The 12,773-nt window shown below is 30.3% G+C and carries 11 protein-coding genes; 3 read left to right on the forward strand and 8 right to left on the reverse strand.

The window, feature by feature from the left end:
• Window positions 1-25: 25 nt before the first annotated feature.
• The 8 genes from C820_RS11460 to C820_RS11495 all read right to left on the reverse strand — a co-directional run bounded on the left by C820_RS11460 (window position 26) and on the right by C820_RS11495 (window position 11,127).
• Window positions 26-1,612, reverse strand: a complete 1,587-nt coding sequence (locus C820_RS11460) for a methyl-accepting chemotaxis protein (RefSeq protein WP_004033714.1) — start codon at window positions 1,610-1,612, stop codon at window positions 26-28.
• Between the two features lie 40 nt (window positions 1,613-1,652).
• Window positions 1,653-2,894 (reverse strand): extracellular solute-binding protein, encoded by a 1,242-nt coding sequence (locus C820_RS11465; RefSeq protein WP_004033712.1) that lies wholly within the window; start codon window positions 2,892-2,894, stop codon window positions 1,653-1,655.
• Window positions 2,895-3,079: 185 nt separating this feature from the next.
• The gene (locus C820_RS11470; RefSeq protein WP_004033710.1) at window positions 3,080-3,664 is read right to left on the reverse strand and encodes a DUF1349 domain-containing protein; all 585 of its coding nucleotides are present in this window, start codon (window positions 3,662-3,664) and stop codon (window positions 3,080-3,082) included.
• A 34-nt stretch (window positions 3,665-3,698) separates the two neighbouring features.
• Entirely contained in the window at window positions 3,699-6,761 is a 3,063-nt protein-coding gene (locus C820_RS11475) for an efflux RND transporter permease subunit (RefSeq protein WP_004033707.1), read from the reverse strand.
• Window positions 6,761-8,128 (reverse strand): efflux RND transporter periplasmic adaptor subunit, encoded by a 1,368-nt coding sequence (locus tag C820_RS11480; RefSeq protein ID WP_004033705.1) that lies wholly within the window; start codon window positions 8,126-8,128, stop codon window positions 6,761-6,763. Before C820_RS11480 ends, C820_RS11475 begins: the two co-directional genes overlap by 1 nt.
• A 64-nt stretch (window positions 8,129-8,192) precedes the next feature.
• Window positions 8,193-8,855 (reverse strand): TetR/AcrR family transcriptional regulator, encoded by a 663-nt coding sequence (locus C820_RS11485; RefSeq protein WP_004033704.1) that lies wholly within the window; start codon window positions 8,853-8,855, stop codon window positions 8,193-8,195.
• Between the two features lie 218 nt (window positions 8,856-9,073).
• Entirely contained in the window at window positions 9,074-10,396 is a 1,323-nt protein-coding gene (locus C820_RS11490) for a site-specific integrase (protein WP_004033702.1), read from the reverse strand.
• 347 nt (window positions 10,397-10,743) lie between these two features.
• Window positions 10,744-11,127: a helix-turn-helix domain-containing protein gene (locus C820_RS11495; protein ID WP_004033700.1), complete on the reverse strand. Its 384-nt coding sequence runs from the start codon at window positions 11,125-11,127 to the stop codon at window positions 10,744-10,746.
• Between the two features lie 160 nt (window positions 11,128-11,287).
• Here C820_RS11495 and C820_RS11500 point away from each other — a divergent pair, with 160 nt between their 5' ends.
• The 3 genes from C820_RS11500 (at window position 11,288) to C820_RS11510 (ending at window position 12,586) form a co-directional block, all read left to right on the forward strand.
• Entirely contained in the window at window positions 11,288-11,527 is a 240-nt protein-coding gene (locus C820_RS11500; RefSeq protein ID WP_004033698.1) for a helix-turn-helix domain-containing protein, read from the forward strand.
• A 99-nt stretch (window positions 11,528-11,626) separates the two neighbouring features.
• Window positions 11,627-11,953 carry a hypothetical protein gene (locus tag C820_RS11505; protein ID WP_004033696.1) on the forward strand — a complete coding sequence of 109 codons (327 nt, stop codon included), beginning with the start codon at window positions 11,627-11,629 and terminating at the stop codon, window positions 11,951-11,953.
• 162 nt (window positions 11,954-12,115) lie between these two features.
• Window positions 12,116-12,586 (forward strand): hypothetical protein, encoded by a 471-nt coding sequence (locus tag C820_RS11510; RefSeq protein ID WP_004033694.1) that lies wholly within the window; start codon window positions 12,116-12,118, stop codon window positions 12,584-12,586.
• Window positions 12,587-12,773 lie beyond the last annotated feature (187 nt).

The following is a 12,773-nucleotide window of genomic DNA, read 5'->3' on the forward strand; positions in this document are numbered from 1 at the left end:
ACTTTATTATATTAGTATATCTTTACTACAAATTTGCAAACATTTCTGTTTGTTTTTTCAATTCCTCTGCAATTTCTTTGCTTGTATCCATACGATTAGCGATGTCTGTCATATTTCCTACCATACTTTTGGTACTATCTGCTACACCTGTAATACCAGCAGCACCTTCATCTAAAGCTTTTGTAATATTTTCAATAGAACAAGCAATTTCGTCCATAGAACTTCTTAAACGGTCTGCTCTATGATTAAATTCTGCCATAGCAGCCTCAATATATGCTGCATCTTCTCTATATTGTTGACCAGAAGAAACAAATCTTCTAAACTCTGTTAAAATAGATTGATTTAAGTAATCTACTAAATATTGTACGCTCTCTGAAAGGTTATATACTGCACTAGTGACATTATTATTAATCTCCTGAATATGTGTTGCTGTTTCTCCGCAAGAGTCCGCTAAAGCACGAATTTCATGAGCTACAACTGCAAAACCTGCTCCAGCAGCACCAGCTCTTGCAGCTTCAATAGAAGCATTAACAGCAATAAGGTCTGTATTTGCAGCAATTTCTAGAATATCTTTTGCCAAAACATTTACTTGGTCAACACTACGACTATTTTCAATAGCTTCATTTAATATTACTAACATATCTTCTACTTTTGTATTGATAGTTTCCATATTCATATGAGCAGATTGTTCCATAGTATTAGCTCTATCTCTCATTGCTACAGAATATTCTGTAATTACAGCACATTCTTCTGCCATAGTATAGATATCATCTTTTATATCTGTAATACTGCTATTAATAGAAGTAGAATTATTTGCTATTTGATGTATTGTATAAGACAACTTTTCTGAAATTACAGATAGTTTTTTTGCACTTTTGCTAGAAATCCACGTTCTTTTTCTTACTTCTTCAACCATATTATCTACACGTTCAGAACTTCCTTGCATAGTAACCATAACGCTTTTTATAGGCTTTACTACATACTTCATAATCATTTTAATAGCAGCAATTGCCAACAGTACACATACAATCATAGACAACACACTTATTACTATAGATATGATATAAACTATTAAAAGTTTTTTTCTTGCGACTTCTGTCTGTGTTGTAACAGACTGATATAATTCTTTTATATTTTGCTCTATAGCACTGCCATAAAAAGCAACATCTCCATTAGCAAGTTCATAAGCTGCTTCTGTTTTACTGTCTGCACTAGCACATACTAAAAAAACTAATGTATGTTTAAAAGAGTCATAATTTTCTAGTAATTCTTGATATATTTCAGTTTCTTCCTCTTCTACATAGTTGCTATATTCTTCTAAAGTATTTTCAATATTTTTTTCTTCTTCTTTAATTTTTGTTACAACATCAATCATTGTACTATAATCTGTAGCAACAATATGCGAAAGAGCCATTTTATGAATATTCATTGTTGAACGACGAATTTCTACTAACTTTGTTTTTCCTTCCATGTAATTATCTACAATATTTGACGCATTGGCATTTACATTATGTATACTAAATATAGCCAGAGCATTAGAAAACAACGCTACAAAGCCTAATAGAATAATCGGTAACATCAGCTTTTGTTGTATACTAAGCTTTCTATCCATTACTAACCTCCTACAGTTATATTCAATATTATAATAACATTTATCTTTCAGTAATATTTTTTACCATTTTATCTAATTGCTCTTGTAAGTCTTCTCCTGTGGCATTTCCAGAAGCTATATTTTCACCAAAAGCTGCTACAGGGTCCCAAAATTTTCCTCCTACTCTTTGTAGTTGAGAAAATTCCGACTGTTCTAATAACGCTGCAATAGCTGGAGATTGTTGTACTTCCATAGAAGAAGCTGCCTGTATATTAGATGGTCCTTGCTCACGTAATTCAAAACGAAGTTTTTGATTTTGTTCATTTGTAATCCATTCTGCTAATTTACAAGCCCAATCATAATGCTTAGAATAAGCATTTACACCTATTAGCTTACAACCTGAAAACGACGCCATTTGTATTTGACGGTCATTACAAGTATATGTTGGTAATTTCGCTGCACCCATATCCTCTCCCCATACTTCTTTTATTGCTACAGCATTCCATACACCACTAACGCCAGCAATCACTGTTCCATTTCTTACTCCTTCTAAAAATTCTTCATCTGTTCTATTTAAAAAAGCTGGTTTCATTGCAATATTTAACATAGCTTTAGCCACATCTACACCACAAATATCGCCCTCTTTATCATTCCATGTACAATAATTTGTAATACCATCTTCATTTAGTCCAATTTTCATATTTGTATTGCCAAAAAAAGAATAAATATACCATGCAGAAGACCAATCCATACAAAAGAAATTGCCATTATTTGCTGCAATATCTAAAATAGTATCTAATGCTTGAATATCTTCATCGCTGAAATATCGCTTATTGTAATATAAAAAATATCCATTATCTGCTGTCAAAGGATAAGCATATAATGTATCTCTTACAGTAGCTGCTTCTACTGCTGTTGATAAATTCATTTGTTTTATACTATCAGCATTTTCTATAGGATTTAATGCACCTGCTGCTGCTAATGCACTCAGCTGGTCATCTGCAAATGTAAATACATCCGCACTTTCTTCTAAACCGCCTAAAATTGTATCTTTACATTCTGTTTCTCCTTGTTCTTGAAATGTAATTTGAAAATTTGCCTGTCCTTGATATTCTTGTTGGAATGTTTGTATGATTTTATTCAAAAGAACCTCATCTTCTTTTGCTCCCCAAAGCAATAGCTCGACTGTTTCAATATCATTTGAAGAAATACTTTGTTCATTCTCCTTTTTATCACAGCCTGATGCTGCTGTTATACATAAAATTACCAGCAAAAACATCACTATTACTATTCTTTTTTTCATTGTATTCCACCTTTCTATTGTTTTATACCCAAATAATGATATCGTAGAGAGGAACATTTTAAACCCTAAAATTTTCTTGCAATATTATAGCATTTTTATCATTTATTGACAATACTGTTTTATAGTATTCCAGTTTACTATCTAATTAAAAAAGTGTCTTAAATATAGACACTTTTTAATACTTTTTATTTATGTTCTAACCATTTACAATCTGTTATTTTCATATCTGAAAATACTGCTTCAAAAGAGGATTGTTCTGGAGAACAAGCATATATACCAAATTGAATTTCAGCATTTCCTTTGCACATATGACAAATACGCATTTGTTTAAAATGAATACCATCTTGCGAACATTCTATACAATAATCAGATTTTCGTCTGCTAAAACGATACCACATTGTTTTTATAGTAGCATCTATATCTGTACTTGCCCAATCAGAATATCCTTTGTTTGTTACAACACTCCCTAATCTTTGATACTTTTCATTTTCATATTCTACAGATGCCTTCAACCAATTCTCGCTATCTAAGTACATTACAATACCACATTGGTCAAATCTTTTTTTACTTTCAAATTCTGTTTTTACAACAAATGAAAAATATTCTTGTTTTGTTGTCATCTGTAAAACAGGTGCATTATCGTTTTGAAAACCATAATAAGTTTTTTGCCAGAGGTCTGTATTTGGTTCTGTAACAATTTTAATTTTATTTTGTTCTATAGTATATTGTTTTGGTTTTCTTGTCCATTTTAAATCTGCTGTACAAAACATTTCTATTTATACCTCCTTATATCATAAAATAAATTTATTTCTTTTTTACTACAGAAATATAATATGCACTTGGTATTACAAACATTGTTAATATAGAAGAAAGCAACATACCATATACAATAGAAGTTGCCAAAGGAGCCCAAAGTAATCCTCCTGTTAATGCTAAAGGTATCAATGAAATTACTGTTGTAATCATACCAATCATAATTGGTCTTAATCTTGTTTTACAAGCCTGCGTAATGGCTTCTATAGGATTTTCATATTCTTTTATTAATGTATTAATATAATCTAATAAAACAATACCATTATTTACTACAACGCCCATTAAACTAATTGCTCCCAAAAGTGCCATAAAACCAATAGGATAATTTAACAATTTTAGTCCCCACAAAATACCTATAAACGACAGTGGTATTGTTCCCATAATAATAAGGGGTTGTCTAATATCACCAAATTCCAATACAAGTATCAAATAAATGCCTACTATAGCAATCAATGTCGGTATCACAAGAGAGGAAAAAGTATCTCTATTTTCTTCACTTTCTCCACCAAATACTATACTATAGCCTTCTGGCAATTCATAGCCTTGCAGTGCTTGCTGACAGTTTTTCATAACTGTTTGTGTGTTATATCCATCTTCTACAAAAAGACCTACTGTCAATGTTCTTTTTTCATCTCGCCTAACAATTTTGTTCATAGAGGACTCTGTAACAATATCTGCAATTTGTGTTAAAGGTATATTTTCTCCTGTAATTTGTGATGTTATATAAATATCATTTAATACTTCTCTTTTTGTTTTATCATTATCTGGTATTTTAATATTAATAGGGTAAGGGTCTTCATCTATATCTTTTTGTTTTAATTCTGATACTTCTAAGCCATTGACTGCCATTCTTACCGTAGAAGCAACATCATAATTAGAAATACCTACAATATTTGATTTTTCTTCATTTACTTTTACTTTTAATTTATTAGAAGAATAACCATAATTGTCCTCTGCATTTTTTCCGCCTTCTATTTCATATATTTTATTTTTGACATCATCGCCAATTTTTCGCAGCACTTCTATATCTGCACCAGATATTCTAATTTCAATAGGATAATTTACAGGAATACCAATTTCCAGTTCTTTCGCATTCACTACTACACCTGGTATATTTTCATTTAATTCTTTTTCTATTCTATTGATGTCTGAAAGTTTGCCATTTATTAAAAATTGTGCTTTTGCTGTGTCCAATTCATTGGGTGTAAATGTTACATAATATTTAGGATAGCCATCACCAACCATAAAAGAATAATTTTGTATAGAGCTATCTGCTTCTAAGTAATTTCCTATTTGTTTCATAACTTGTTTTGTATGTTCTATGTTGCTGCCATCTTGCACCATAACATTCAGTGCATATTGGTCACGTTCTGCTGGTGGAAAAATTTGTATACCCATAGAAGGAACTAGCAAACCACTCAATACAAATATAAAAATAAAAACACATATCAACAATTTAGGAGCTTTTAATGCTATTTTAAGCATATTTTCATAAAATAATAATATACTCTCTCCTATTTTTTCCATATGAAATATTTCTTTTAGTTTTTGTTTTATTGCCCATTTTTTTTGCTTACTTTTTGGCTGTAAAAGCCAATATCCTGTTGCAGGTACTAATGTTAATGATGTAATATAAGAGCCTGCTAATGCAACAGAAACCAATATCGGCAAAGATTTTACAAATTTCCCTGCACTACCTTGCATCATAGCAAGAGGTAAAAAGGAAGCGACTGTTGTTAATGTTGATGTTAGTATAGCAATATTTACTTCTTTAATTCCTTTTATACACGCTTCTTTTTTACTATGTCCTTTTTCTAAATATACATTAATATTATCATTTGCTACAATGCCATTTGCTACAAGCAAACTTAACGATATAATTAATGAAGCAATAGAAACTTGGTGCAATGGTATATCTGTTAACACCATATAAATAAACACAATCGCTATAACAACTGGTATAGGCAGAGATACCACAATAGCACTCCTTATGCCCATTGTAATAAGTACTACTACCGCTACTAATATTACAGCAGAAATTAAATTATTTTGAAACAGTGCTATAGAAGATTTTACAAAATCTGCTTGGTCTGTCAATTTTATAATTTCCATATTCGTATAGAGTTGATTTTTTTCAAATTGTTCTATTTTTTGATACAATCTTTTTTGTATTGTAAGCATATTTTGAGCATCTGCATATTTTACACCAATTATCAATGCCTTTTGATTATTGACTTCTGCTAGTGCTTCTGGCTTTTGTTCTTTTTGTACCACATCAGCTACATTTTTTAAATATACAGGTACACCATTTTCTTTTGAAACAGCTACAATAGTATTTTTAATTTCATCTATTGTTTCATATTCTCCTGAAATCTGTATTGGTATTTTTGTACCAGAAATTTCTAAATTTCCTCCAGGTATGTTAATATTTCTCGCTTTTAAAAAAGTAATAATATTTGTTGGTGTAATACCATACTGTTGTAATTTTATCATATCTAAACTAATTTCTATTTGTTGCCCTACTTCTCCAAATATATCAACCGCTTTTACACCATCATCCTCTTTTAAAATATCTTTTAAATCATTTGCAACATCTTTCAAATTTTGATAAGTATAGTCTTTTGATGTTAAACCTAATAATATACCATAACTACTCGTAAAATCCGTTTCTACTACTGGTTTTTGTGCATCACTTGGCAGACTTGCCTCTACGCTATCAATGTCATCTTTCATGTCGTCCCATACTTTTGCAATATCACTATCACTTAAATCTTTTAATGTAACTTTAATAACACCAATACTATCCATGCAAAAACTTTCCATTTTTTTAATTTCTGCTATATCTCCTATTTTGTTTTCAATAGGCTTTACAATCAATTTTTCAATGTCTTCAGGACTTGCTCCACCATAAATACAGCTAATGGTAGCAATAGGGCTTGCTACAGTAGGATTTTCTTGTCTTTCCATATTTCCATACAACAGAAATCCTGCAATCAATGTTACAACTGTCAAAAGTATAACAATACTTTTATGCTCTACACTCCATTTTACCATTACTTTTCCATCTCCTCTATCTGTACTGTATCGCCATCGTGCAGCGTAAACTGTCCTTTTGTTACAATATTATCTCCGCTTTGCAGTCCAGAATATATCTGTATTCTATCTCCTGTAATTTCTCCTGTTGTTACAATTGTTTTTGTAACAGTATTGTCTTCATTTAACAAAAATACTGCACTACCTTCTGCAAAATGTATTACACTATCAATAGGTACAAATATAGCTTCCACATTATTCATAGCAATTTCAGCACGGCAAATCATACCCGGTTTTAATATTCCTTCTGTATTATCTATTCTAATTTTTACTGGAAATGTTCTTGTTGTAGTATCTGCTAAAGAATTAATTTCATCTACAACACCTATAACAGTTTGATTTAATCCATAAACATATACCTCTGCTTGTTGTCCCTTTTGTATTTTGTTTATCATATCATCTGTTATACCAATTTCTGCCCAAACATCACTAATATCTCCTATAGCAACAACAGGATACCCCTCTGCTATGGTTTCTCCTGTTTCTGAAATTTTTTGTAATACTACGCCATCAATAGGACTTTTCAAAACAGTATCACTTAATTTTGTTTTTGCAGCATCAAGTAGTGCATCACTTGCTTCAATTTGTGCATTAGAAGCAGAAACTTGTGCTACTGTCATATCAATTTGTGCTGTCGTCATACTAATTTGTGCCTCTGCTGCATTCAGCTGTGATTGTGCTGATTTTATTTTACTTTCAGCAATAGATTTTGCATCTAATGCTTGCTGATATGTATTTTGGTCTACTTTCAATTTTGCACTAATTTCATCAAATTGACTTTGTGACGCAATACCTTGTTCATACAATTGTTTTACTCTATCATAACTTGTTTTTGTCAAATCATATTGTGCTTTTGCTTGTTCTATTTTTGTTGGTATTTCTGTATCTAGTTGTAATTGTGCTGTTTCAATGTCAATAGCTGCTGCATCTTTTTGTGCTGTTGCTGCATCTTTTTGTGCTGCTGCCGCTTCTCTTTGTGCGATTGCTGCACTTGTCTGTGCCTGTGCTGTAGATTTTGTTGCTTGTGCACCTTTTACTTGTATGTTATAGTCTACTTTATCTAATACAGCAAGCGTTTGCCCTGCAACAACACTTTCCCCTTCTGATACTGCAACATTTTGCAAAACACCCGGAATTTTAAAAGATGCTTTTACTGTTTGTGTTGGAACAATATTTCCACTGACTGTCAACACATCACCATAACCATCTGCTTGTACTGTTTCAATTGCTACTGTTCTCAATTCTGCTTTACTGCTTTGTTCTGCATTTGCATTGCTGCACCCTGCCAAAAGTGCCATTAATAGCAGTAATGAAATTGTTTTTTTCATATAAATTCCCTCCTAATTTCATACTTTTTTAAAACATATGTACTATTCTGCTATACTATTACAACTAGAGTTCTGTTTCTGTTTTTTCACATTCTCCAAATTGAAAATGATAATCATATTTCATACAAAGCAATTTTTTAAACATCTCAGCCAATTTATATTTATTTTGCATAAAATATTCACTTAATGTTATATCTTTTAAAGAACTATCTTTTTCTTTTTGCTTTCGAAACATTCTTTCAAAACCATATACTAATATTTCTGCTGTTTCCTGAGGACAAGGACAATCAAATATTTTTTCGTTATTCCCTTCTTTTATAAATTCTACTAATTTTGTAATAATAATATCTAATGTAATATAGGTAATTCTATCTAATAAAAGTGATTGGTTTATTTTGGCACTATCTTTTATAATATCATTTCTTTGTGCTACATTATGAAGTACTTGACTCATAAGCAAATTGATTTTTTCAACTGCATTGCCTTTTCCTTCAAAAAATGTTTCAAGCTGTAATTCTTCTGTAATCATTTGGCTATTGAGATAAGCACATTTTATCAAAACATCTTCTTTTGAACTAAAATAATAATGAAATAATCCTGTTGCAATATTCATTTTTTCTGTAATATCTTTTATAGAAGTTTTTTCATATCCTTTTTCTAAAAATAGTTGTAGTGCTGCGTCCATAATTTCTTTTTGTTTTTCTTGTTTGGGTTTTGTATTTCTCATAAAATTACCCTCCCTATAATAATTTGAATTCATTCAATTTGAACCAATTCAAAAATAGCATTTTTTTGCTTTTTTGTCAATATATTAACTATAAAAATTTTGTCAAAAAAAAAGACATTCATACAGAAGTATCTTTCTTTTTTAATATTATAATTTTTATAGTAACTTTATATTTTTTAAAATGGTCAATGACAAATTTTGTCCCTTTAGAATGTCCGTTACAAAATGCTAACACCATATCTGCAAATACTAGCTGTAATGGCTGTATTAGCGTGTCCTAGTCTTTTTGATACAGTTGTAATATTAACGCCATTTGCAATTAAAAGACTTGCATTTGTATGTCTTAGAGAATGTAGTGTAATAAGAGGTAGGTCGTAACGTTCTAGAAACTTTTTAAACCAAAGGTTAACGCTTGATATATTTAAAGGTCTACCATTCCAAGTAGAAAATACATAGTTATTGTTGTGCCATAAATCTCCACACTGTAAACGACGAATAGTTTGTTCTGCTTTATGTTTCTTTAATAGTTTTAAAGGTGCTTCTGCAACCTTGATAATACGATTTGAAGTGGTAGTTTTGGGAGTATCCTCAAAAAGCCCTTTATCAGGTGTATAAAGCAATTCCCTTTGTATAGTAATAGTGTTATTATGGAAATCAATATCACTCCATTTTAATCCCAATATTTCCCCTCTACGCATACCAGTATAAACAAGTAATGTAATTAGTGTTCGATTTTGCAAAAGTTCATTAGAAAGACACTCAAGCATATACAATGCCTGTTTTTCATCAATATATTTACTTTCTTTTGTATCTATTTTAGGTGGTTTGACACGTTGACAAGGATTAGAAGTAATTATTTGCCAATGTACAGCAGTAGAAAGTACAGATGATATTGCAATATGATATGCTCTTATAGTACTAGATTTTAGCTTGCTTTGTTTTAGCTGTCTAGTAAATAAATTTTCTATAGGATATTCTAAAGCATCTGCAACTTTTTGTGCTGTTTTATGGTACACATTATGACAATTACATATATTTTGTATTGTACATATACTGGTTCCTGAAAGGTTTGCTAAATGCTGATAGGTATATCCTTTCTCTTTCAACAGTGCCTTTAAATCTATTTTAACAACATATGCAGTGGTATGTTTAATACCTTCTTCTGCTAAATTATCATAAAAGCGTATTATATGTATAGGTTGTAGCTTTTCAAGAGGAATATGCCCAATTGACTGATTAATTTGTTGCAACATATATTTTAAGCGATATATTGTAACTGCTTTTAACTGTTTTTCAGCATAGTCTGTAAGCCATTTTTCGGCAAAGCCTGCAAAACGAATACTTCCATCTAAGTATAAGCCTTTTTTACACTTGTCCTCAAATAATACTGCTTGTCTTTGTACTTCTTTTTCTATTTGCTTTACTGTCATACCCTTTTCGGGTTTCCATGTCATGCTTTTTATAATTTGCTTTCCTTGCATATCATAACCACAAGATACACGAATAGAATAGCTATTCCCTCTTTTTTTGATTGCAGCCATAAAAAAACCTCCTATTTTCTAAAATTGGGTATAGAAAAATAAGAGGTACTTTGATATAATTAAATTGGGTTTTGGTGCTTTATATCAGAAGTACCTCTTTATATGAAATGTCCTTGTACGCCAATACAAGGGCATTTTTTTACTTTTAGACAATATCACATATATATTGACATTATTTCACAATATGATATATGATACATAATTATATTTACTTTTAGACAATATCACATATATATTGACATTATTTCACAATATAATATATGATACATAATTATAGGTGGGTATATTTACTTACTTGTTACTATTTTTTGGACTGAGGAAACAAGTAAGTAACATTTCCTTCCCTTTTAAGAAACACTAGCTTTTGTTTCTGGTTCTTCTTTTATCATCTCTAAATCTAAAGTTAGAAGAACAGTATTCTTTTCTTTTAATGATGCCTTATCAAACTTTCTTGCTACTGTTAGTGCAAGAGGAGAAACATTTACAAAGTCTTTAATCTCTCTTACTTCTTTTTTGCATTTAGGCATTTCTTCCCAGCCCATTAAATAACAAGGGTGACAATTTAAAATATTTGATAGTGCTTCAATTGTTTCATATTTAATATTTTTAATTTCACCACTTTCATAGCGTTGTGCAGTAGCTTCTTTAACACCTAATGTATTGGCAACTTGTAACAATGTTAATCCATTTTCTATACGTCGCTGTTTTATTCGTTCATTGATTATTGACATTATTTAACCTCCTGTAACTAAAGAATAACACATTATTACGTAAAATGCAAGAAATATAATTAAAAAAATAAAAAACTTACGCAAAAAGTATTGACAGAGATTTCAAATGATGGTAATATTAACTTACTTAATAAGTAAGAAAGTTGAGGAGGCAAAATAAATGAATAATATGTATACAACAGATTGTATTGCACTTAGAACAAAAATGGCTATGAAAGGAATTAATACAATTAAAGACCTTTCAGAAAAAAGTGGTGTGGGGTGTGATACTTTATCTAAGATATTGAATGGAAAGATAAAACCATCTACAAAAATCATCGAAAGATTAATTGATGTTTTAGAAATCACACCAGATGAAGCAGGGAGTATTTTTTTTAATTGTGACTTGCATATTGCGTAAGTGATATGTTATATAAGGAGGCGTTCAACATGAGGGAAAATATGTCATTTAAAGAAATAGATATAGAACAAATGAAAGTAAATAGAAGGGAGCTTTTTTATGAGTTTTTTTAAAAGTATAGAAACACTTTTTCACAAAATTAATGAATGGAACGAAACACAAAAAGAACTAGCTAGACAAAGACAATCATTAATTGAGCAAAAATATAAAGAGAGATTAGAAAAATTACAAAGATATAAAGAAGCAAAACAACAATTTATACAAAAAATAACATTTGGTATTATAAAACCACATAATCATTCTTCTAAAAATTTAACTACTCAAAATAATGGTTTAGAAGTAAAAATGTTTACTGTTTTTCCAGATAGTGCAAATCAAACACCTTCTCCTTTTGAAGAAATGTATTATGCCAACCATGAAGAATAGGGTATATTAGAAAAAGAGTACACTCGTTTTTCTGCTCGCTTTCAGTCAAAACAATGCCCCTATTGTCAAAATGTTATAGAAAAACTTTCTACTCGCAGTCGTATTTGTCCTCATTGCAAAAAACGGTTTTATGTAAAACAAAATTTTCATTCTGAAGAATATATGTTATTATCTGAAGATGAATGGAAACCATTACAACAAGAACGCCTCTTTTTTGATTGGGATGCATATACAGCAGAAGCAGAATTTCATCTCAAACGTAGAGATTTTGGTCTATATCGTAATGCAAAATATTATCTGTTAGAAACAGGCTATGCCCTGCATAAATTTTCTCCCTATGGAATGCTTGTAAAATGCTTTGAACTTTATTATTTAGATTTTTCTGGTCCTAATAATGTTCATAATTCTTCTAGTTGCCCAGCATTTAAACAATATGCCTTTATTGCTCCTGCTTTATTAGGTTGGATAGAAGTCGCTGTTGAAGAATATCCTCAAACTTTAGAACAATACGAACAAATCTTTTTAACTGAAATGGAAAAAGTTCGACTTCCAGAACAAAAAACATTACCTAAAACTGCATGGAATAAACTAAAAAAGGAAATTAAAAAATATTTAGAATATTCTGATGAATAAGGGATTGATTAACGTTTTCCCTTTTTTCTTTTGCTCTTATCTTTATATAGTCATTATCTTTGCTACCATTTTTTAAATTTTTATTTTTCCTATTTGCTGATGCAGCAATATGTTCTCTATCAACAACTGTATTATATTCTTTTTTTCTGAATTTCTTTTTTAAATAAACTATCAAACTGCCTATTAC

The sequence above is a fragment of the Clostridium sp. MD294 genome (genome assembly GCF_000364165.2).
In the GTDB taxonomy this organism is placed as follows: Bacteria; Bacillota; Clostridia; order Lachnospirales; family Anaerotignaceae; genus Coprocola.

Bases quoted from the DNA above. Each gene is read 5' to 3' on its own strand.
- C820_RS11475 (WP_004033707.1), bottom strand. From the start codon at position 6,761: ATGGTAAAATGGAGTGTAGAGCATAAAAGTATTGTTATACTTTTGACA.
- C820_RS11460 (WP_004033714.1), bottom strand. From the start codon at position 1,612: ATGGATAGAAAGCTTAGTATACAACAAAAGCTGATGTTACCGATTATT.
- C820_RS11485 (WP_004033704.1), bottom strand. From the start codon at position 8,855: ATGAGAAATACAAAACCCAAACAAGAAAAACAAAAAGAAATTATGGAC.
- C820_RS11495 (WP_004033700.1), bottom strand. From the start codon at position 11,127: ATGTCAATAATCAATGAACGAATAAAACAGCGACGTATAGAAAATGGA.
- C820_RS11490 (WP_004033702.1), bottom strand. From the start codon at position 10,396: ATGGCTGCAATCAAAAAAAGAGGGAATAGCTATTCTATTCGTGTATCT.
- C820_RS11465 (WP_004033712.1), bottom strand. From the start codon at position 2,894: ATGAAAAAAAGAATAGTAATAGTGATGTTTTTGCTGGTAATTTTATGT.
- C820_RS11510 (WP_004033694.1), top strand. From the start codon at position 12,116: ATGTTATTATCTGAAGATGAATGGAAACCATTACAACAAGAACGCCTC.
- C820_RS11500 (WP_004033698.1), top strand. From the start codon at position 11,288: ATGAATAATATGTATACAACAGATTGTATTGCACTTAGAACAAAAATG.
- C820_RS11480 (WP_004033705.1), bottom strand. From the start codon at position 8,128: ATGAAAAAAACAATTTCATTACTGCTATTAATGGCACTTTTGGCAGGG.
- C820_RS11470 (WP_004033710.1), bottom strand. From the start codon at position 3,664: ATGTTTTGTACAGCAGATTTAAAATGGACAAGAAAACCAAAACAATAT.
- C820_RS11505 (WP_004033696.1), top strand. From the start codon at position 11,627: ATGAGTTTTTTTAAAAGTATAGAAACACTTTTTCACAAAATTAATGAA.